Raw genomic sequence first — 21,040 nt, 5'->3', positions numbered from 1 at the left:
TCAATTGTTCTAGGGATGTGCGCCAGCCCATCGTCCACTGTGTGGTCTCCTGCTCCAGGATAACGGCGACAGGCCTTTCGCTCAAGACTTCAAGCGCCGGGCCCATAGAATGGGCACCATGAACCGCATTCTCAACGCAGTCGGCTTTCAATCCGCTTGGTGGGTCCTCGTCGTGAGCGCAGGCCTTGGGCTCGACCGGGCGGCACTGGTCTATGCTGTGGCCTTGGCCTGCGCGCATGTGTACTGGAGTCAAAATCGCAGGCGGGAATGCAAGATCGCTGCGCTGGTCATGTTCATCGGCACCGTATTGGACTCGACGCTTCAAGCTTCAGGCGTGATCCGTTTTAATGGTTGGGCGGTGGGACCATTGAGTCCCATGTGGCTTTGGATGCTCTGGCTTTTGTTTGGCATGACCTTGAATTCTTCACTGGCCTTTTTGAAAACCAGGCCGCTTGTCCTGTCGGCTGCATTGGGGGCGCTGCTGGGGCCCATGAATTACATAGCAGGTGCTCAACTGGGCGCAGCTTCACTGGTGGTCACGCATGCGCATATTGCCCAGTTGGGCTTGTGCTGGCTGATAGCGTTACCGGTCATGGTCTGGCTGGCCCAGAAAATGGCCACCGGCCACACCCTCAATGAACCATGAGCTTCGAGTCAAACAGCCCATTCATCAAAAAATCGGGCACGGTGCTGGGTAAGTCAGGGCCCTTCATGGACCCACTTTGAGTGATCCCGGTGCTGCCGGGAACGCCTTGTCCATGAGCATTTGATGCCGCTGGGCCGTTTCGTTATCTCCGGTCAGTATTGCCGCTGTGATCACTTTGCGTATCACTTGGGGTTCGGGTGAGTAGTGCAGCAGGGCCTCACCGCTTTTGAGCATGTGTGCAGCGTTTTCGGGAGTCACTGGGGTCAGCGAAAATTCACCAAATTCAGCAGTGGTCTGAAACAACATGCTCTGCTTGGCCGAGGCCATCGCATCGCCAGGCCATATGCTCCAGCGTTGGCTGGCCGGGATGAAGATGGGCCGCACACGCGAATAGTCCACTGCAATAAAAGCTGCTACAGCCAAGATGATGGAGCCCGCGATGCGCATGTATTGACGGTTCAAAGCCAACGCTTGCAGCCCGTGCGGTACGAGCAGCACGATGCTCAGCAGGGTGGCCATTTGAAACGGGCCATACCAAAGCGGAAATTCCAGCAAGCTGTGCAAGGCGATCACGGCTAAAACGGCCCATGCCATTTGGTGATGCAATGGACGAGATTTCCAGGGTCGCAGGGCCCATGTGAGTGTGGCCAATCCAAGCGTGATAGAACCCGCAATGGGCACGCCAAGCACAAAAGCCATTTGTAAAAGACCGTTGTGAGCGTTTCCCAGAATGTCGCAAAACCGCTCGCCTGGGTAGGTGGCGCTGTAATGTGCATATTTGAGTTCATTCACACCCCAACCCCACCAGGGCTTTTGGGCAATGAGCTCTAGCACGTTGTGCCAGAGTACTTTGCGGCTACTGCAGCCGTCGTTGTTCCCCAGCCTTGTCACGGCGTTCAGGCTGTCCAATCCAGCAGTCATCGACAGCCATTGAGGCAACGCCCAGATGGCCATCGCATAGAGGCCGCAGCCAGCAAGCGCCAGTCGCCAAGACAGCCGATCTTGTTCTGGACGGCCCAGTCGCGACCACACCATGACCAAACTGGTCACTACCAACATGTGCAGCAAGCCGGTGCGGGAGTTGGTGGCGGCATTGCCCATCGTCAGCAGCGCCAGCATCCACCAGGCATGGGTGCGTTTGAGGCCGTTTTGATCCCACCACAGCACCGCTGCGATGCCAATCGCCGTCAGCGTGGCCAGTTGGTTGCGTTGGCGCAGATTGGCCATGGCTTCACCCAAGTGATCGGGGACGTGAACCCATGGGCTGAGCCAATCAGCTTGTCCGAAATATTGCAAGAGGCCAATGATGCTGCTGACCCCTGCTGCGATGGCCCAGGCTCTGGCCATGTCCAATGGGCGCAGTGTGTGCCCAAGCACCATGAGCAGTCCGATACAAGCCCAGCTGACCAAAAGCGGCACCACATTGGGCAAAGGCGCTGGTGCCCAAGGCTCAACCCACGGCAAGATGAGCAAGAGGGCGCAGACAAGATCAAGCCAGTTTCGGTTGGCTCTTCGGTGATCAAGCTCAACCATGATGTTTCCATGAAAAACGCCCTGCGGTTGGCAGGGCGTTGGTGTCGATATGGCAAATCAAGAGGCTTTGCACGAAGCAGGAAGATATTTGACTGGCAAACCATTGCTGGTGGATGGACCACAGCGCCAACCGGCAATGGGTTTTCCACCGTCAGTGCTGCCATTGACGGCGGTGTCACCGGTTTGCAGCGGGGTCAATGCGATGGTGTTGGCAGAAGCACTTGTGCTGCCGCGCAATGTCACATGGTTACCCACCACGGTGATCACACCATTGCCATCGACGGCCATGCTGCTGACGTATTTGCTGGTTTGGGTGTCACACGCTTTGGGCAGCACGGCCGAGACATTTGCATCCGATGAAGAACTCACTGCTTCATTCACAGCCGTTTTGCAACCATTGGCCGCCAGCAGCAATTCAGATACTTTGGCGCGGATGGTGTAGTCCTGATACGCCGGCAGCGCTAAAGCGCCCAGAATGCCGATGACCGCAATCACGATCATCAGCTCAATCAATGTCAAACCTTGTTGCCTGTTTATCATGGCACCTGCTCCCTGTTGAATGGAATTCGATGGTAATTCAATCACCACCGAAACTCCACCCATTTGGCCTCATTCGGTCTTGGCTTTGTGGCCCATTTTGCCAATGGTCAGGACCAAAGCAGCGCCAGCAGCGGGTGCCACGTAGTGCAGCCATGTGTTGGCCTCGACCACGGATTTGAGCGCAACGTCGCTGACGATGGTTTCGCCGCCAACCCAACCGATCAAGGCTGCACCCAGTGTCACGATCACGGGGAAACGTTCCATCAGGGCGATCATCAGCTTGCTGCCGAAAATCACCAAGGGGATGCTGATGGCCAAGCCCAAAATCAACAAAGTCATGTTGCCTTTGGCGGCAGCGGCAACGCCGATCACGTTGTCCAGGCTCATCACCAAGTCGGCAATCAGGATGGTGCGAATGGCAACCCACAAACCGTGGTTCTGGTCATGGCCTTCGTCGCTTTCGTCTTCACCACCCAGCAGTTGTGTGCCAATCCACAGCAACAATATGCCACCGATGATTTGCAGGTACGACAAGGCCAGCAACTTGGCTGCCACCACCGTCAGCGCAATGCGCAGGAAAACGGCCGCCCCGGAGCCAAACATGATGGCTTTTTGTTGCTGGTGAGGGGGCAGGCCGCGAGCGGCCAAAGCGATCACGACCGCGTTGTCGCCCGACAGGATGATGTTGATCCAGATGATTTTCAGCAAGCCGATCCAGAAATCAGCGGTTTGCAGCATGTCCATGTTGTTCTCCGTAGGTATAAAAGACAAAGCGCTGACAACCTGCGTTGACAGCGCTTAGAGTTGCAGGTGCCCGAGTTTAACGGGCCATACCTGCAAAGGCGTGCGTAATTGCCCTAATGGGATTACTTCAGCTGAGCTTTGAGCAGCTTGCCCAGTTCAGACGGGTTGCGTGTGACGATGAAGCCGCACTCTTCCATGATGGCCAGCTTGGCATCGGCCGTGTCGGCACCGCCAGAGATCAAGGCACCAGCGTGGCCCATGCGCTTGCCGGGAGGGGCCGTCACACCGGCGATGAAGCCAACCACGGGCTTTTTCATGTTGGCCTTGCACCACATGGCGGCTTCGGCTTCGTCTGGACCGCCAATTTCACCAATCATGATGACGGCGTCGGTGTCTGGATCGTCGTTGAAAGCCTGCATCACTTCGATGTGCTTCAAACCGTTGATCGGGTCGCCACCGATACCGACGGCGCTGGATTGACCCAAGCCCACTTCGGTCAGCATCGCCACGGCTTCATAGGTCAAAGTGCCCGAACGGGACACCACGCCAATGCGGCCTTTGCGGTGGATGTGACCGGGCATGATGCCGATCTTGATTTCGTCAGGGGTGATCAGGCCTGGGCAGTTGGGGCCCAGCAGCAGCGTGCGCTTGCCGCCAGCGGCTTCCTTGGCCTTCATCTTGTTGCGCACTTCGAGCATGTCACGCACTGGAATGCCTTCGGTGATGCAAATCGCCATGTCCAGGTCGGCTTCTACGGCTTCCCAAATGGCAGCAGCTGCGCCTGCTGGGGGCACGTAGATCACGGACACGGTCGCGCCAGTTTGTGTGGCGGCTTCCTTGACGGAAGCATAAATTGGGATGTTGAAGATGGACTCGCCAGCCTTCTTGGGGTTCACGCCCGCGACGAAGCAGTTCTTGCCGTTCGCGTATTCCTGGCACTTTTCAGTGTGGAACTGACCGGTCTTGCCGGTGATGCCTTGGGTGATGACTTTGGTGTCTTTGTTGATGTAGATGGACATGTAGGTTCCTTGGTTGAGCGTTGGGCGTTCTGCGTTGGGCGTGAAATCACACTCTGCGCTGAACGCTCAACCTTGAATTCACTTGACGGCGGCGACGATGGCTGTCGCGGCTTCGGCCATGGTGTCGGCGGAGATGATGGGCAGACCGGATTCGGCCAGCATCTTCTTGCCCAGCTCGTCGTTGGTGCCCTTCATGCGCACGACCAGTGGCACGGACAGGTTCACGGCCTTGCAAGCGGTGATCACGCCGGTGGCGATGGTGTCGCACTTCATGATGCCGCCGAAGATGTTGACCAGAATGCCTTTGACATTCTTGTTGGACAACATGATCTTGAAAGCTTCAGTGACCTTCTCGGCTGTTGCGCCGCCGCCCACGTCCAGGAAGTTGGCGGGCTCGCCGCCGAACAACTTGATGGTGTCCATGGTGGCCATGGCCAAGCCAGCGCCGTTGACCAAGCAACCGATGTTGCCGTCCAAGCTGATGTAGGCCAAGTCGAACTTGGAAGCTTCCACTTCGGCCGGATCTTCTTCGTCCAGATCGCGGTAAGCCACGATTTCGGGGTGACGGAACAAAGCGTTGGCGTCGAAGTTGAACTTCGCGTCCAAAGCCATGACGTTGCCTTTGCTGTCGCGGTTCAGGGGGTTGATTTCCACCAAGGAAGCGTCGGTTTCCATGTAGCACTGGTACAGCTTCTTGAAGATGTCCACAGCTTGAGCGGTGGAGTCTGCAGGCATGCCGATGGCGTCAGAGATCTTCTTGGCTTGTTCGTCGCCCAGACCGGTCAGCGGATCGATGAACTCGGTGATGATTTTCTCGGGGGTGGCGTGGGCCACTTCCTCGATGTCCATGCCACCTTCGCTGGAAGCGATGAAAGCGATCTTCTGTGTGGCGCGGTCGGTGACCACGGACACGTAATATTCTTTGTTGATGTCAGCGCCGTCTTCGATGTACAGGCGACGGACTTTTTGACCTTCGGGGCCGGTCTGGTGGGTCTTGAGCTGCATGCCCAGGATTTCGCCGGAGATGCGCTTGACGTCTTCAATGGTTTTGGCCACTTTGACGCCGCCACCCTTGCCACGGCCACCAGCATGGATCTGGGCCTTGACCACCCAAACCGGGCCGCCCAGTTTTTGAGCGGCTTCAACAGCCTCTTGAACGGTGAATGCCGGAATGCCACGGGGAACGGGCACACCGAATTGACGCAAGATTTCCTTGCCTTGGTACTCGTGAATCTTCATGAGGTCTTCTCTCAGAGGGGTGGAAGTTAGACCGGTCCGCCGGGGTGCCCTGGGTAAGGGTCAGATCCGCCAGCAGGCGCTGGACACTGCAGCCTTCGACTGTATCATGCTGCAACGCACCAATACTGAGCTCCGCGTCTTACAGCGACATGACGCAGAGCGCTTGATTTAACGAGGAAGCACACAGAAATGGCCAAAATCTTCATCGACGGCGAAGCCGGCACCACGGGCTTGCAGATTCGTGAGCGTCTGGCGCTGATGCCGCAAGTTCAAGTGTTGAGCATTGATCCGGCTCGCCGCAAGGACCCTGAGGCCAAGCGTGAACTCATGGCCGAGGCCGATCTGGTGGTGCTGTGCCTGCACGACGATGCCGCCATCGAGTCGGTCGCCATGATCGACAGTTTGCCCGGCCAAAAGCCCCGTATCGTGGACGCGTCGACCGCGCACCGCTGCAACCCCGAATGGGTTTATGGTTTTCCTGAACTGGCCGCAGGCCAACGCGCGGCCGTGATCGCCGCAGACCGTGTGGCCAACCCCGGTTGTTACGCCACGGGTGCAATTGCTTTGCTGCGCCCCTTGGTGCAAGCCGGTTTGGTGCCCGCCACCTACCCGGTCTGCTTGCCTTCTGTCAGCGGTTATTCGGGCGGTGGCCGCGCGATGATTGAAGACTACGAGGCGGGCAAAGCGCCGTTGCACGAAGCCTATGCTTTGGGCCTTCAGCACAAGCACGTCCCGGAAATCATGCGTTTTACAGGCTTGACCTGCCGTCCGTTGTTTGTGCCAGCGGTGGGCAACTTCCGCCAGGGTATGTTGGTGCAACTGCCCTTGCATCTGGACGCCCTGCCCGGCCAACCCAAAGCCGCTGATTTGGAAGACGCCTTGCGTGCCCACTATGCGGCCAGTCGCACGGCAGGCGGCTGGGTCAGCGTGGAGCCCGCTACGGAGAACGGCAAGCTCGATGCGCTGGCGCTCAACGACACCAACAAGCTAGAGCTGCGCGTTTTTGCCAACGAAGAAGCCCGCCATGCGGTGCTGATCGCCCGTTTGGACAACTTGGGCAAGGGGGCCAGCGGTGCCGCGGTGCAAAACATCGAGCTGATGCTGGGGCTGTAAAGCCTACAAATCGTCGTCGCCTTGGATGACCCGGCGCACCACCTCTGCGGCAAAGCCTCGGGTGATCAAAAAGCGCATTTGCCTGGCCCGCTCATGGGCATCGGTAGGCGGTTGACCGAATTTCTTGCGCCAGACTTCTTGTGCGCGGCTCAATTCGGTTTCGCGCAAAGCGTCCATCGCTTCGGTCACTGCTTCGCCAGACAGACCTTTGGCGGCCAGTTCTTGTCGCACACGGGCCGCGCCCAGCTTGCCGGCACGGCGGTTGACCACCGATTCGATGGCACGCCCGTCGTTGATGAAGTCCCGTGCCTGCAGCTCGTCCAGCGCTTTGGCCAACTCGCCGGGCGTCTCCTCGTGGGTGGCCAGCTTGCGTTCCAGCTCTGCCCGTGAGTGTTCGCGCTGGCTCAAAAGCCGCAAGGCGCGGCCTTTGAGGGAGGGCTGAAACCCCAAACCCTTGTGGGCTTGGGTTGGCTGCTGCTCTTCGCTCATGCTGCTGCGCGCTTTCAAGCAGCGGGGTCTTTGGTTTCTTTGGGCTCTTTCGGCGCTTTGCCAGATTTCGTGGCGTTAGGCGCCGATGCTTCAGGTACGGCCAACAAAGGAATGCCCAAGGACTCGCGCACTTTGTTCTCGATTTCAACGGCCAGGTTGGCGTTTTCGCGCAAGAACTCGCGGGCATTGTCTCGGCCTTGGCCGATTTTTTCGCCTTGGTAGGCATACCAGGCACCGGATTTTTCGATGACCTTGGCTTCCACACCCATGTCGATCACTTCGCCCTCGCGGCTGATGCCCTCGCCAAACAGGATGTCGAACTCGGCCGTCTTGAAAGGGGGCGCGACTTTGTTTTTGACCACTTTGACCTTGGTCTCGTTGCCGATCGCGTCGTCACCTTTCTTGATGGTGCCGGTGCGGCGGATGTCCAAACGCACCGAGGCATAGAACTTGAGTGCGTTGCCGCCGGTGGTGGTTTCGGGGCTGCCGAACATGACGCCGATCTTCATGCGGATTTGGTTGATGAAGATGACGGTGCAGTTGGTCTTTTTGATGGTGGCGGTCAGCTTGCGCAGCGCCTGGCTCATCAAACGTGCTTGCAGGCCGGGCAGGCTGTCGCCCATGTCGCCTTCAAGTTCGGCTTTGGGCGTCAACGCGGCCACCGAGTCGATGACGACCAGGTCCACTGCACCGGAGCGGACCAAGCTGTCCACGATCTCCAGGGCTTGCTCGCCGGTGTCGGGTTGGCTGATCAACAAGTCTTGCAGATTGACACCCAGGTTTTGCGCGTACTGGATATCCAGGGCGTGTTCGGCATCCACAAACGCACATTGGCCACCGATTTTTTGCATTTCGGCAATCACTTGCAAAGTCAATGTGGTTTTGCCGGATGACTCAGGGCCGTAGATCTCGATCACGCGGCCACGGGGCAAGCCGCCCACGCCCAAGGCGATGTCCAGACCCAATGAGCCAGTGGAGACCACTTGGATGTCTTCGATCACTTCGCCCTCGCCCAGGCGCATGATGGTGCCTTTGCCGAATTGTTTTTCAATCTGGGCCAGTGCGGCTTGCAGGGCTTTGGCTTTTTCGGTGTTCACTTCGCTCATGGAAATCTCCTTGAATATCAATGGTTTGGGGCATCCGCTCCCTGAAAAGCCCGCGCTTTACTGGATGCGTGAACAGTACTGTAAACGAACTGTATAAACGAGTAAACAGTATTTTTGGTCAGTTTTCCTTACCATTAGAGGCATGGAAAATCCGCCACTTTCTGCTGCCATGGACAAGTCCAAACCTCAGGACGAGCGCTGGCGTCACACCCATTTGGGACGCTTGCTGGGCCACGCCATGCGGCGTTTTGACGAGCGGGTATTGCACCTGATGGCCCACAACGACGGCGCGCCACTGGCCTTGGCCAACCTGGCCGCTCGGGACCAAATCAGCGCAGCGCACGTGCACATCACGCGGCACTTGGCGCTTGAGGGGTCGCGGCTGACGGATTTGGCGCAAGCCGCGGGCATGAGCAAACAGGCCATGGGTGATTTGGTGGACCAGTGCACCGCCTGGGGCTTGGTGCAAAGGCAATCGGACTTGAAAGATGCCCGCGCCAAGCGTGTGGTGTTCACAGCCGATGGGCTGGCGTGGCTGCAAGCCTTCAAGGATGCGGTATCGCAGGCCGAGGCAGAGTTTCAACAAGCAGTGGGGACAGAAGTGGCGACCGTGGTGGCTTTGGGTTTGGAAGCTTATGCGCATTGAAGCAATGCCCTCACAAAGCTTACGGCACAGCATTCCCGCTTGCCACATGCCAGCGAAGGCGACTTCAGCACTGACGTTTATACGAATGGAACCGCCCCCTGCCTGACACTAAAATAAAACCCAGCGACAGCATAAACGGCCCCAAAAAAGCCAGCACCCACAACAGGAGACAGCCATGCGAATTCTCATTGCCGAAGACGATCAGGTGCTTGCCGATGGCTTGTTGCGTACCCTGCGCAATGCCGGTGCGGCGGTGGACCATGTGGCCAGTGGCAGCGAGGCCGATGCGGCCCTGATGACCAACAACGAATTCGATTTGTTGATTTTGGACCTGGGCTTGCCTCGCATGCATGGTTTGGAAGTGCTCAAGCGCATGCGCTCACGTGGTTCTGTCTTGCCGGTGTTGATCCTGACGGCAGCCGACAGCGTGGAAGAGCGCGTCAAAGGTTTGGACTACGGTGCGGACGATTACATGGCCAAGCCTTTCAGCCTGCAGGAACTGGAAGCCCGGGTACGCGCCCTGACCCGTCGCGGCATGGGGGGTGCCACCTCGCAGATCAAGCACGGTCCTTTGATTTACGACCAATCTGGCCGCGTGGCCACGATCGAAGGCAAGATGGTCGAGCTGTCGGCCCGTGAGTTGGGATTGCTGGAAGTCTTGTTGCAGCGCGCTGGTCGGCTGGTCAGCAAAGACCAATTGGTTGAACGCCTGTGCGAGTGGGGCGAAGAGGTCAGCAACAACGCGATCGAGGTGTACATCCACCGCTTGCGCAAGAAAATCGAAAAAGGCCCGATCCGCATCGCCACCGTGCGCGGTCTGGGTTATTGCCTCGAAAAGATTCCAGGATAAGCACGCCGGGTATGGGCATTGACACCACAGCCAGCGTGCTCACTGCGCCATGAAATCCCAGGGCTGGAACGTCAAATTTTTCAAACGTGAGCAGCGCTCGCTTTTCGGGGAAATCCTCGACTGGATGCTGACCCCGCTGCTGCTCTTGTGGCCCATCAGCCTGGCCCTGACCTGGCTGGTGGCGCAAGGCTTGGCCAATAAGCCGTTTGACCGCGCCATGGTCTACAACGTGCAGGCCTTGGCCCAACAGGTCAAGCTGGGTTCCGACAAGAAGGTGCAATTCAACCTGCCCCAACCCGCCAGTGAATTGCTGCGTGCCGACGAAACCGATTTGGTCTATTACCAAGTGCGCGGCGCCAACAACGAGCACCTGAGCGGTGATCGCGATGTGCCCATGCCGCCCGATGAAGAGGACAAAGGCAGCAGTTACGAAGTGCACATCCGCGACGACGAAATGCGCGGTCTGGAAGTGCGCGTGGCCTACACCTGGATCCGCTTGGACGCCGATGGCAAGCGCCCTGCGCTGGTGCAAGTGGCCGAGACCCGCGAAAAACGTTCCGTGCTGGCCGCAGAGATCATCAAGGGGGTGATGCTGCCCCAGTTTGCCTTGCTGCCTCTGGCAGTGCTGCTGGTGTGGCTGGCGCTGGTGCGTGGGATCAAGCCTTTGTCTGAGCTGGAAGAGCGCATCCGTGCGCGCAAACCCGATGACCTCAGCCCCTTGGACGACAAGGCCGTGCCCATGGAGGTGGCACCCTTGGTGCTGTCTGTCAACGATTTGCTGGAGCGCTTGAAAGAATCCATCGTCACGCAAAAGCGTTTTCTCGCCGATGCTGCGCACCAGCTCAAGACACCACTGGCAGGTTTGCGCATGCAGGCCGACCTGGCGCAGCGCTCAGGCTCCAGCGAAGAAGACCTTAAAAAGTCGCTGCAGCAAATTGGCCGCGCCAGCGTGCAGGCCACCCACACCGTGAACCAGTTGCTGTCCTTGGCGCGGGCCGAGGGTGGCGGGACCAGCGTGCAGCAGCAAGCCTGTGACATGGTGCGATTGGTCAGCGATGTACTGCAAGACAGCTTGCCGCGCGCCATGGACAAAGGCCTGGACTTGGGCTACGAAGGCGTGAACGCCGACACCCCTGGCGTGAAAGTGACTGGCAACCCCATCTTGCTCAAGGAGATGGTGCGCAACCTGGTAGAAAACGCCATCCACTACACCCCTTCCACGGACCAGAGGCCAGGCGTGATCACGGTGCGCGTGTTGGTCGACCCCTACAGCAAGGCCTTGGTTTTGCAGGTCGAAGACAACGGGCCCGGCATACCGCAGGCCGAACGCGATCTGGTGTTTCAGCCGTTTTACAGGGCCTTGGGCACCAACGTGGATGGCTCGGGCCTGGGCCTGCCCATCGTCAGGGAAATTGCGCAGCAGCACGGTGCCACGGTCAGCATCACCCCGACGTTTGAGAACCAGACGCCGCCTGGTGCGTGCTTCACGCTGCGCTTCAAGGGCTGAGCTCAGGGGCTGAGCGATCGCGCACAAGGAGCGGCTCCCACACCTGATTGGCAGAGCTTTTGCAGGAGCAGCACCCCGTGCGCGATGGCTTGATCAGGCAGGCTTGCCCATGTTGAGCTGCAGGCGTTCGCGTTCCATCACGCGGGCTACGGCAGGCACAGCCGCCACCTTTTGCACAAAGGCCCACAGCTCGGGGTGCTCTTCGGGCGTGATCCCGGCAATCGTGCCCCAGCGGGTCAGGGTCAGGCTGTAGGCATCGAGCACGCCGAACTGTTCTCCGCTCAACCAGGGCTGCCCTTTGGCGGCAGCTGCTTGCACCAAAGCTTGCAATTCGCCCAACATGCCCCGGAACAACTGCGTGTTGTAAGGCTTGAGCGCTGCCTGCACTTCGGGCAAATCCGAAAACTTTTGCGGCATGAAGATGTGTGTGAAGGTCGGGTGCACCGTGTTGTTCATCCAGGCCAGTGTGGAGATGGCTTGTGCGCGGGCAATGGGCTCGGTGGGCAAGAAACCCGCCTGCGGGAAGAGCTGGTCCAGGTGCAGCACGATCGCCACGATCTGGGTGACGACCTGACCGTTGTTCACCAGCACAGGCACTTGGCCGCGTGGGTTGATGGCTTTGTACTCCTCGCTGTTTTGCTCGCCTTTGTGCAGTTTGACCATGTGCGGTTCAAACTCGGCACCGCTCATCTCGAGCAGCACATGGGGCACAAAGGAACATGCGCCAGGGGCGAAATACAGTGTCAGGCTCATGGGGTCTCCGATACGGGGTTAATTGGATGCGGCTTTGGCCGGCATGGGATTGGTGGGCAAGGCCTCGGACGCTTTGCCAGTAGGCGCGGCAGCAGCTTCAGACGCTGGTGTAACGGGCGAAGGTGAAGGCGCAGGTGTGAGTGCAGAGGCCGCCTGCCCTGGCAGCGTGAACTGCAAGGCCTCGGGCTTGATTTGTTGCTGCAAGCGCTCTGGCTCGCGTTGTACATTGGGGCCCCAGCCCCAGCGCGCAAAGGCGTCCCACTGCCAGGCCATCGTGATGACATTGAGCAGCAGCAACAGGGCTATCCACCAGCGGATTTTCATGGTTGGTCCTCGGCAAAGGGGCGCACGCTGACTTCGGAACTGTGGATGTCCACCACGCCAGCATCGGTCTGCAATCGCAGTGCACCGCTGGCGCTGACGCCCAGGGATGTGCCCTGCACACCGTCGCTGGTGTGCACGCGTCTGCCCTTGAGCACGTCACGCACTTCAAAGCGTGCTTGAAGGGGGGAAAAGCCAGTGCTCTCAAAAGCCAGAATGGTCTGGATCAAGGGTGCCGCGATGCGCGCCAGTGCCGCAGCAGAGGTCACGCCAGGCCAGCATTCGGTCAAGGCCGCAGGCGCGGTGTTCAGGCCATCGGCCAGGTGCGGGCGGATGTTCAGGCCCACGCCGATCACGACCTGGCTGCGGCCGCCCATGCTGGCCGCTTCCACCAAAATGCCGCCGAGCTTGCGCTCTTGCACCCACAAATCGTTGGGCCACTTCAGGCCCACTTGCGGGTGCAGGCTTTCGGCCAGGCTCAGCCCCACCGCCAATGACAGACCCGACCAGTCTTTGGGGGCAATGGGCAGGCTCAGCGAGAAGGTCAGTGAATCTCCCGGCTGGCTTTGCCACACGCGGCCCATGCGGCCACGGCCTGCAGTCTGCCGCTCGGCCACCAACAGCGTGGGCTCAAGCAGGCCTGCACGGGCGCGGCGCATGAGTTCGCTGTTGCTGGAGTCGACCTGGGGCAGGATCTCGACGGTGAAGTCGGGCAGCCAGGGAAAGACTTGCTCCCAGATGGCTTCAGCGGGCCAGGCGGTGTGCTTGATCATCTGCTGGCACTTGTCACTCAGCGCTTTGTCGAGGTCTTCTTGACCTTTTCGGTCGATGGCTTCTTGGCCTTGACCTTCGGCTTGACATCGTCCTTGTGTTTGGCGGCTGCCTTGGTCTGGGCCTTCACTTTGGACTTGGCCTTGTCTTTGGATTTGCTTTTGGCTTTTTTCTGGCCTGGAATTTTGGGTGTGTCGGCGCGGTCTTTGGGCGAGAGCAGTGTCCCACGGCAGTTCTTGGCACCGCACCAGCAGGGGTACTCGGCCAAAAGCTTCTTGGTGTAAGGCTCGTCGATGATCAGGCCGTAGTCGTAGTTCAGCTCTTCCCCGGCCTTGATGTTGCGCAGCGCCTTGATGAAGATGCGTTCATTCTCTTCGTCGGCCTCGCAGTTGGGGTCGCAGCTGTGGTTGATCCAGCGCGAAGAGTTGCCGCCGTGCAGCGCATCGATCACCTTGTCCTCGTTCACATGGAAGTAGAAGGTGTGGTTCGGGTCATTGGGGTCGTGCGGGTGGCGGTCTTGCGCCTCGTCCCAGCTGATGATCTCGCCCACGTATTCAATCAGCGTCTCGCCCTCGGCGAGGTCTTGCAGCGCAAAAACGCCTTTGCCGTGCACGCCGGAGCGGCGCACCTGAATGCGCTTGCCGGAGGCGCTGGGGGTTGAGCGGCTGGGTGCGGAAGCGGTTGATTTGGCCACGGTGTCAAAAATTTGTTATGGTGAATTCATGTGGGCGTGCGCGTGAGCGCGTGCCCGGGCGCGTACGCACACGCGAGACAACGGGATTGTAATGACATGAAGACCTTGGTAATTGCAGAGAAGCCTTCAGTGGCTCAAGACATCGTCAAAGCCTTGACCCCCACCTCGGGCAAGTTCGAGAAACACGACGATCACTTTGAGAACGACACCTTTGTGGTGACGAGCGCCGTGGGCCACTTGGTGGAGATCCAGGCCCCCGAGCAATACGACGTGAAACGCGGCAAGTGGAGCTTTGCCAACTTGCCGGTGATTCCGCCGCACTTTGACCTCAAGCCCGTGGACAAAACCAAGAGCCGCTTGACGGCCGTGGTCAGGCAAGCCAAGCGCAAGGACGTGACGGCCATCATCAACGCCTGTGACGCGGGGCGCGAAGGGGAGTTGATCTTCCGTTTGATTGAGCAGTACGCAGGTGGCGCCAAGCCGCTGAACAAACCCGTCAAGCGCCTGTGGTTGCAGTCCATGACGCCGCAAGCCATTCGCGACGGCTTTGACAGCCTGCGCAGCGAACAGCAGATGCAGGGCCTGGCCGACGCCGCCCGCAGCCGCTCTGAAGCCGACTGGCTGGTGGGCATCAACGGCACCCGCGCCATGACCGCTTTCAACTCGCGTGACGGCGGCTTCTTCTTGACCACCGTGGGTCGGGTGCAAACGCCCACACTGGCCGTGGTGGTCGAGCGCGAAGAGCAGATCCGCAAGTTCGTGAGCCGCGACTATTGGGAAATCCATGCCGAGTTTGGGGCTGCAGCGGGCACCTACCCCGGCAAGTGGTTCGACCCCAAGTGGCGAAAAGAAGAAGACGCCGAAAAGAAAGCCGACCGCAAGTGGACGGCTCCTGAGGCGCAAGCCATCGTCGACGCGGTGCGCGGCCAAACGGCCAGCGTGACCGAAGAGGCCACACCCACCACGCAAGCCAGCCCCGGCCTGTTTGACCTGACCAGCCTGCAGCGCGAGGCCAACGGCAAGTTCGGCTTCTCGGCCAAGACCACGCTGGCGCTGGCGCAAAGCCTGTACGAGCGCCACAAGGCCCTGACCTACCCGCGTACCGACTCGCGCCACCTGCCCGAAGACTATGTGCCCGTGGCCAAGCAAACCTTCGAGATGCTGGCCGACAGCGGCATGCGCCACCTGGCCCCGCATGCGCTCACGGCACTGAACAACAACTACGTGCGCAAGATCCCGCGCGTGTTCGACAACAAAAAGGTCTCGGACCACTTCGCCATCATCCCCACGCTGCAAGCGCCCAGCGGCCTGTCCGAGGCCGAGCAAAAGTTGTATGACTTGGTCGTGCGCCGCTTCATGGCGGTGTTCTTCCCCAGCGCCGAATACCAGGTGACCACCCGCATCAGCGTGGCCGCCGGCCACAGCTTCAAGACCGTCGGCAAGGTGTTGGTCAAGCCAGGTTGGTTGGCCATTTACGGCAAAGAAGCCGCAGATGAGGTGGAGGACGCCAAAGACGGTGACAAGGGCCAGAACCTGGTGCCCGTGCAGCCGGGCGAGCAGGTCGGCGTGGAATCGGTCGAGGCCAAGGGCCTGAAGACCCGCCCGCCAGCGCGCTATTCAGAAGCCACGCTGCTGGGCGCCATGGAAGGCGCGGGCAAGATGGTCGACGACGACGAGCTGCGCGAAGCCATGCAGGAAAAAGGCCTGGGCACGCCAGCCACCCGCGCCGCCATCATCGAAGGCCTGATCAACGAAAAGTACATGCTGCGCGAAGGCCGCGAGATGATCCCCACGGCCAAGGCCTTCCAGCTCATGACGCTCTTGCGCGGCTTGCAGGTCGAAGAATTGTCAAAGCCCGAGCTGACCGGCGAGTGGGAATACAAACTCGCCCAGATGGAGCAAGGCAAACTGAGCCGTGCCACCTTCATGGCCGAGATTGCGGCCATGACCGAGCACATCGTCAAGAAAGCCAAAGAGTACGACCGCGACACCGTGCCCGGTGACTACGCCACTGTGACCACGCCCTGCCCCAACTGCGGTGGTGTGGTCAAAGAGAACTACCGCAGGTACACCTGCACTGGTGCCGATGGTGTCAGCGACGGGTGTGGCTTCTCGTTTGGCAAGTCGCCCGCAGGCCGCACCTTCGAGCCCGCTGAAGTCGAGCAGTTCATGCGCGACAAGAAAATTGGCCCGCTGGACGGCTTCCGCTCCAAGGCCGGTTGGCCGTTTGTGGCCGAGATGGCGCTCAAGTACAACGAAGAAGAAAAGAACTGGAAGCTCGAATTCGACTTCGGTGACGACAAGAAAAACGAAGAGAGCGGCGAGATCGTCGAGTTCACCGACGAGTCGCTGGGGGCCTGCCCCAAGTGCGGCAGCGCTGTGCACGAGCACGGCAGCAACTATGTGTGCAGCAAAGCCGTGCCGACCAACGAACAACCCACGCCCAGCTGCGACTTCAAGAGCGGCAAGATCATCTTGCAACAACCAGTGGAACGCGAGCAGGTCATCAAGCTGCTGAGCACCGGCAAGACCGACCTGCTCGACAAGTTCGTCAGCAACCGCACGCGCCGCAGCTTCAAGGCCATGCTGGCCTGGAATCCCGAAGAAGGCAAAGTGACGTTTGAGTTTGAGCAACGCGAAGGTGGCAAGAAATACCCACCGCGCAAGACCGCAGCCAAAACACCTTTCGGCAAAGCTGCAGCCAAAAAGACCGCCGCCAAAACGGCCAAAGCGCCCGCTGCCAAAAAAGCCGCCAAGCCTGCTGCCGAAAAAGCGCCCCGCAAAGCGGCCGTGGGCACCTTGAAGCCCAGCGCCTCATTGGCCGCCGTGATCGGTGACGGTACCTATGCCCGCACCGAGGTGGTCAAAAAAATCTGGGACTACATCAAAGCCAACAACTTGCAGGACCCGGCAGACAAGCGCTCCATCAAAGCCGATGGCAAGCTGCAAGCCGTTTTCGGCAAAGACCAAGCCACCATGTTCGAGTTGGCGGGGATCATTGGCAAGCATTTGAGCTGAAGGCGCACCGGCTTGTGTCGCCCTCCTAGAGGGTCGACAGGGCCTTAGGCATTGAAGTTCAACCCCAGTCCAGCCACCGGCCAGTCGTCTACCGCGATCAGTCGCCCTGTCGCAGACAGGGTGATGTAGGCGGTGCGGTGGCCGGGGCCACCGAAGCAGATGTTGGTGGTGTAGGGGTCGGGCAGGGGCACGTGTTGGACTTGCTGGCCGTTGGGGTTGACGATGGAGATGCCGCCGTGCAACAAGGTGGCTACGCAAATGTTGCCTTGTGCATCCACCGCCATCGAGTCAAAGCGTTGGTAGTGTCCGCCCGGTGATGCCGTGACCATGCGGGCGCCCTGGGGCGATGGCCAGGGGTCTTTGCGCACCTGGCCGGGGGCGGTGACATCAAAGGCCCACACGCGTGCGCCTTCGGTCTCGGCGTAGTAAAGCGTTTGCCCGTCGGGCGACAGCGCAATGCCGTTGGGGGTCATCACCGGCTTGGCCACGGCGTGTACGCCCGATCCGTTGGGCTGCGCATAGAACAGGCCGCCCCGGTCCATCTCGTGGTGGCGCACTTTGCCCAGGTCGGTGAAATAAAAGCCGCCATGCGCGTCAAACACCAGGTCGTTGGGGCCGCGCAGCCCGATGCCTTCCACTTGCTCGTACAGGCGCTCAAATTTGCCGGTGTTCAGGTTCACGCGCTCGATGCGCCCGCCCGAGTAGTCGTGAGCCTGGCCGATGGGGCGCAGGTAATTGCCCGGGTCGCGCGTCCATTCAAAGCCGCCGTTGTTGCAGATGTAGACCGCGCCATCGGGGCCGATGGCGGCGCCATTGGGGCCAGCGCCCAGGTCGGCCACCACCTGCACGCGCCCGTCGGCCGTCACGCGGGTGAGCGTGCCGCGTGCAATCTCGACCAGCAGCACCGAGCCATCGTCCATGGCCACGGGCCCCTCGGGGAATTGAAGTCCTGTCGCCAGTTCGCGAATTTTCATGGGGCACCTAGGTATGTTGGAACCCCCAATGTAGTGTCACCCCCATCTGTATCAAGCGGGGATTCCCTAAGCGCTGGTGCGCACGCCCGGTGCGGGCGTTCAGTTTGCGCTGATCACCTGCACCTTCACGGGCAGCGCCGCGATCAGGGCTTGCAGTTCGCGGTCCAAGTCGGCATGGCCACTGCGCTGCAGGCTCACGCTCACAGGCAAGTCGCCTTGTGCGGTCACGCGGGGGCGCGTCTCGTTGGCGCTCGCTCCATACACTTGATCGACCAAGGCCTGCACCACCGCGCCCGTGGCCAAGGTGCGCAGCTCGGGCTTGTAGATCTTGCCCACATTGGTCACCGGCATGCGCTCCAAAATGGTGATGCGCTTGGGCTTGGCGGGCGCTTCGTCCACGCGCTCGGCCGTGAAGGCCAGCAGCTCTTGCTCGCTCACCTGGGTGCCGGGCTTGAGCGAGGCAAAAGCCACGGGCAGCTCGCCCGCATAGGCATCGGGCGCGCCCACAGCGGCGCACAGCTCCACGGCGGGGTGTGCGCCCAGCGCGTCTTCGATCACTTTGGGGTCGATGTTGTGGCCGCCCCGAATGATCAGGTCTTTGGCGCGACCGGTCAGGTGCAGCCGGCCTTGCGCGTCCACAAAGCCCACGTCGCCGGTGATGAGCCAACCATCGGGCGTGAAGCTGCGGGCGGTCTCGGCCGCGTCCAGATAGCCCGAGAACAAATTGGGCCCTTGGTAGAGCACCATGCCTTTCTCGCCTACGGGCAGGGTTTGGGGAGTGGCTTGTCCATCGCTGTTCAGGCCCACGATGCGCACACGGGCGTGCGGGAGCGGCCAGCCCACGCAGCCCGCAGGCGCGCTCAGGCCCGGTGGGGCCACGGTGCTCAGGCCTGCGGTTTCGGTCATGCCCAGGCTTTCGTTGATCTGCAGGCCAAAGGCTTGTTCAAAGCGCAAGGCCAGCTCGGGCGGCAGCGGCGCGGCCCCCGTACGCACAGCGCGCAGGCGTGAAATGTCAGCCCCGGCCAGCGGCACCGCCGCCAGCGCGGCCAGCACCGTGGGCACGCCCGACATGAGCGTGCAGCCGTGGTGCGCCACCAGCCGCCAGTAGTTGGCGATCACCTCGCGGTTGCGAAACAGGCTGGGTGTGGGGATCAGGATGTGCATGCCCACCGCCAGCGAGCACAAGGCACCGGGCAACACACCGGCCACATGGAACAGCGGGTAGCCATTGATGGTCACGTCGCTGGCCTGAAAGCCTTGCATCTGCGCATTGGCCCAGGCCGTGAAGACCTGCGCCCCATGGCTGTGCCGCGCCAGCTTGGGCGCACCGGTGGTGCCACCGGTGTGAAAGTAGGCCGCGATGTCGGTGGCCTGAAACACCCGCCCGCTGAGCAGTCGGTCGCTCACTTGCAAAGCACGTGTGGCATGGAAGTCCTGTACGCCTGCGGGCAGCGCATCGCCTTGCGGCAGCGGGCCACCTTCGGGGTTGACCAGCAAAATGGTTTGCAGGGTGGGGCATTGGCTTTGCAGGCGCAGCGCTTTGGCGCGCATCTGGCTGTCGTCGTCCACGCCATGGGCGATCAGCACCTGCGCACCACTGGCCCGCAGCAAGGACACGAGCTTGTCCTCGCTCAGCAGTGGGTTCAGCGGCTGCACAATGCCTGCCGCCTCGCCACCCCACAGCGCCAGGTGGTAGGCCAGCCCGCCGGGCAGCATGGCGGCCACCACATCGGTGGACTGCAAGCCCAGCGAATGCAACAGGTTGGCCGTTTGGTGAATGCCTTGCAGCAGCTGGCCATAGGTCCAGGTGGTGGAGGCGCCGCCGACTTGTCCGGTTGCCAAGAAGGTGAGCGCGGGTCGGTCGGCGTGCACTTGCGCGCTGGCGCGGATCAGGTCGTAGGTGCTGGCCCAAGGCATGGCCTCGGCCAAGGGGGTGGCGGCCACGCGCTGCAGGTCAGCCAAGGATTGAACGGGGGAGGAGACGGTCAGGTGCATGCGTGATGGTAGCCACCGCCAGCGGGGCGCTTTGTCACGCAGGCGGCAAAGGTGGCAAAGGCTTGTGGGGCTTTGCAGCGCGTGTGCACAGGTGACAGGGGGCTGTGGCGCATGCTCACAGAATGGGCGTGCTTTTCCACTGCACACAAGAGGCCATATGCAACACATCGGATTTGTCGGCGCTTCGGGATTGATGGGCCATGGCATGGCCAAAAACATCCGGGCCAAGGGTTTTGATTTGTCGATTTCGGTTCACCAACGCACGGCGCCGGTTCAAGACCTGTTGGCCGCTGGGGCCCAGCAAGTGGGCAGTTATGCCGACTTGGCCGCTTGTGACGTGGTGCTGGTGTGCGTGACCGGCTCACCCCAGGTCGAGGCCGTGGTGGCTGGGCCCGGCGGTCTTTTGTCAAAGGCGCGTGCAGGCTTGGTCATCATCGACACCTCCACCAGCGAGCCTGAGTCCACCCGCCGTTTGGCTGCCCTGTGCGCCGAAAAAGGCGTGGTGTATGTCGATGCGCCGCTGACCCGCACGCCGATTGAAGCCGAGGCGGGCAAGCTCAACTCCATGGTGGGCGCATCGCCCGAGGTGTTTGCGCAAATCGAGCCGGTCATTCGCGCGTACAGCGAAAACGTGTTCCATGTGGGCGAGATGGGCTCGGGCCATGTCATCAAGCTGCTGAACAACTTCGTGGCGCAAGCCATTTGCACCGCCACCGCCGAGGCCTTTGCCGTGGGCGCCAAGGCGGGCGTCAACCTTGAGAAACTCGTGGAAGTCATCTCGGCAGGCGGCGTGAATTCGGGCCTCTTCCAGTTGATGTCCAAGACCTTGCAAGGCGACTATGCCGCCATGAAGTTCGAGCTGAACAACGCGACCAAGGACTTGCGCTACTACGCCCACCTGAGCGAGAGCATGAAAGTGCCCTCCATCATTGGCGCCAGCGTGCACCAGGCGCTGAGCACGGCGGTTGCCTTGGGCTACGGCAGCGAGATGGTGCCATCGCTGGTCAAGGCGCAGGCCCAGCTCAACCAGGTCACGATTGGCAAGGCCAGCGGGGCATGAACTCGGGGCTTTTGCCTGCCCA

The 21,040-nt window shown here is 60.6% G+C and carries 20 protein-coding genes; 7 read left to right on the top strand and 13 right to left on the bottom strand.

Annotated elements, in window-relative coordinates; translation table 11 throughout:
• Positions 1 to 109: 109 nt before the first annotated feature.
• Positions 110 to 646, top strand: a complete 537-nt coding sequence (locus tag B9Z52_RS08825) for a DUF2878 domain-containing protein (protein WP_108413481.1) — start codon at positions 110 to 112, stop codon at positions 644 to 646.
• A 63-nt stretch (positions 647 to 709) separates the two neighbouring features.
• On the opposite strand, the gene B9Z52_RS08820 is transcribed toward B9Z52_RS08825, so the two are convergent.
• From B9Z52_RS08820 to sucC, 5 genes are all read right to left on the bottom strand, one after another.
• A complete protein-coding gene (locus tag B9Z52_RS08820) occupies positions 710 to 2,179 on the bottom strand; it encodes a PglL family O-oligosaccharyltransferase (RefSeq protein ID WP_108413480.1) in 1,470 nt (489 codons plus the stop codon).
• 57 nt (positions 2,180 to 2,236) lie between these two features.
• Positions 2,237 to 2,719 carry a pilin gene (locus tag B9Z52_RS08815; RefSeq protein WP_108413479.1) on the bottom strand — a complete coding sequence of 161 codons (483 nt, stop codon included), beginning with the start codon at positions 2,717 to 2,719 and terminating at the stop codon, positions 2,237 to 2,239.
• Between the two features lie 69 nt (positions 2,720 to 2,788).
• Positions 2,789 to 3,463, bottom strand: coding sequence for a TerC family protein (locus B9Z52_RS08810; protein WP_108413478.1), 675 nt, complete (start codon positions 3,461 to 3,463; stop codon positions 2,789 to 2,791).
• 122 nt (positions 3,464 to 3,585) lie between these two features.
• Complete coding sequence (gene sucD, locus B9Z52_RS08805; RefSeq protein WP_108413477.1) at positions 3,586 to 4,482, bottom strand: succinate--CoA ligase subunit alpha; 897 nt, start codon at positions 4,480 to 4,482, stop codon at positions 3,586 to 3,588.
• A gap of 78 nt (positions 4,483 to 4,560) precedes the next feature.
• A complete protein-coding gene (gene sucC / locus B9Z52_RS08800; protein ID WP_108413476.1) occupies positions 4,561 to 5,721 on the bottom strand; it encodes an ADP-forming succinate--CoA ligase subunit beta in 1,161 nt (386 codons plus the stop codon).
• Between the two features lie 189 nt (positions 5,722 to 5,910).
• Here sucC and argC point away from each other — a divergent pair, with 189 nt between their 5' ends.
• Positions 5,911 to 6,834, top strand: a complete 924-nt coding sequence (gene argC, locus B9Z52_RS08795) for an N-acetyl-gamma-glutamyl-phosphate reductase (protein WP_108413475.1) — start codon at positions 5,911 to 5,913, stop codon at positions 6,832 to 6,834.
• Between the two features lie 3 nt (positions 6,835 to 6,837).
• Here the strand turns inward: argC and recX are convergent, their stop codons facing one another.
• Together recX and recA are read right to left on the bottom strand one after the other, a co-directional pair.
• Positions 6,838 to 7,323 carry a recombination regulator RecX gene (gene recX / locus B9Z52_RS08790; protein WP_108413474.1) on the bottom strand — a complete coding sequence of 162 codons (486 nt, stop codon included), beginning with the start codon at positions 7,321 to 7,323 and terminating at the stop codon, positions 6,838 to 6,840.
• A 14-nt stretch (positions 7,324 to 7,337) separates the two neighbouring features.
• Positions 7,338 to 8,429 (bottom strand): recombinase RecA, encoded by a 1,092-nt coding sequence (gene recA / locus B9Z52_RS08785; RefSeq protein WP_233251895.1) that lies wholly within the window; start codon positions 8,427 to 8,429, stop codon positions 7,338 to 7,340.
• Positions 8,430 to 8,598: 169 nt separating this feature from the next.
• Between recA and B9Z52_RS08780 the strand changes: the two genes are divergently transcribed.
• The 3 genes from B9Z52_RS08780 (at position 8,599) to B9Z52_RS08770 (ending at position 11,432) form a co-directional block, all read left to right on the top strand.
• Positions 8,599 to 9,075 (top strand): MarR family winged helix-turn-helix transcriptional regulator, encoded by a 477-nt coding sequence (locus B9Z52_RS08780; RefSeq protein WP_108413588.1) that lies wholly within the window; start codon positions 8,599 to 8,601, stop codon positions 9,073 to 9,075.
• Between the two features lie 175 nt (positions 9,076 to 9,250).
• The gene (locus B9Z52_RS08775; protein WP_108413473.1) at positions 9,251 to 9,925 is read left to right on the top strand and encodes a response regulator transcription factor; all 675 of its coding nucleotides are present in this window, start codon (positions 9,251 to 9,253) and stop codon (positions 9,923 to 9,925) included.
• A 49-nt stretch (positions 9,926 to 9,974) separates the two neighbouring features.
• The gene (locus tag B9Z52_RS08770) at positions 9,975 to 11,432 is read left to right on the top strand and encodes a sensor histidine kinase (protein ID WP_108413472.1); all 1,458 of its coding nucleotides are present in this window, start codon (positions 9,975 to 9,977) and stop codon (positions 11,430 to 11,432) included.
• Positions 11,433 to 11,525: 93 nt separating this feature from the next.
• On the opposite strand, the gene B9Z52_RS08765 is transcribed toward B9Z52_RS08770, so the two are convergent.
• From B9Z52_RS08765 to B9Z52_RS08750, 4 genes are read right to left on the bottom strand one after another with little or no spacing between them, the layout of a single operon-like run.
• Positions 11,526 to 12,185, bottom strand: a complete 660-nt coding sequence (locus B9Z52_RS08765) for a glutathione S-transferase family protein (protein WP_108413471.1) — start codon at positions 12,183 to 12,185, stop codon at positions 11,526 to 11,528.
• Positions 12,186 to 12,203: 18 nt separating this feature from the next.
• Entirely contained in the window at positions 12,204 to 12,509 is a 306-nt protein-coding gene (locus tag B9Z52_RS08760) for a hypothetical protein (protein ID WP_108413470.1), read from the bottom strand.
• Positions 12,506 to 13,279 carry a biotin--[acetyl-CoA-carboxylase] ligase gene (locus B9Z52_RS08755; RefSeq protein WP_108413469.1) on the bottom strand — a complete coding sequence of 258 codons (774 nt, stop codon included), beginning with the start codon at positions 13,277 to 13,279 and terminating at the stop codon, positions 12,506 to 12,508. The genes B9Z52_RS08760 and B9Z52_RS08755 overlap by 4 nt, the downstream gene beginning before the upstream one ends.
• Before the next feature lie 17 nt (positions 13,280 to 13,296).
• Positions 13,297 to 13,971 carry an SET domain-containing protein gene (locus B9Z52_RS08750; RefSeq protein ID WP_108413468.1) on the bottom strand — a complete coding sequence of 225 codons (675 nt, stop codon included), beginning with the start codon at positions 13,969 to 13,971 and terminating at the stop codon, positions 13,297 to 13,299.
• Between the two features lie 96 nt (positions 13,972 to 14,067).
• On the opposite strand from B9Z52_RS08750, the gene B9Z52_RS08745 reads away from it, so the two are divergent.
• On the top strand, positions 14,068 to 16,989 hold the full coding sequence (locus B9Z52_RS08745) for a DNA topoisomerase III (RefSeq protein ID WP_108413467.1): 2,922 nt from the start codon (positions 14,068 to 14,070) through the stop codon (positions 16,987 to 16,989).
• Between the two features lie 44 nt (positions 16,990 to 17,033).
• Here the strand turns inward: B9Z52_RS08745 and B9Z52_RS08740 are convergent, their stop codons facing one another.
• On the bottom strand, positions 17,034 to 17,963 hold the full coding sequence (locus B9Z52_RS08740) for an SMP-30/gluconolactonase/LRE family protein (RefSeq protein ID WP_108413466.1): 930 nt from the start codon (positions 17,961 to 17,963) through the stop codon (positions 17,034 to 17,036).
• Positions 17,964 to 18,062: 99 nt separating this feature from the next.
• Positions 18,063 to 19,958, bottom strand: a complete 1,896-nt coding sequence (locus tag B9Z52_RS08735) for an acyl-CoA synthetase (RefSeq protein WP_108413465.1) — start codon at positions 19,956 to 19,958, stop codon at positions 18,063 to 18,065.
• 157 nt (positions 19,959 to 20,115) lie between these two features.
• Between B9Z52_RS08735 and B9Z52_RS08730 the strand changes: the two genes are divergently transcribed.
• A complete protein-coding gene (locus tag B9Z52_RS08730; RefSeq protein ID WP_108413464.1) occupies positions 20,116 to 21,018 on the top strand; it encodes an NAD(P)-dependent oxidoreductase in 903 nt (300 codons plus the stop codon).
• Positions 21,019 to 21,040: the final 22 nt, after the last annotated feature.

This window comes from Limnohabitans sp. Jir72 (assembly GCF_003063575.1).
In the GTDB taxonomy this organism is placed as follows: Bacteria; Pseudomonadota; Gammaproteobacteria; order Burkholderiales; family Burkholderiaceae_C; genus Limnohabitans_A.
The sequence above is the reverse complement of the archived record's forward strand: the minus strand, read 5'-3'. Positions and strand labels throughout refer to the sequence as shown.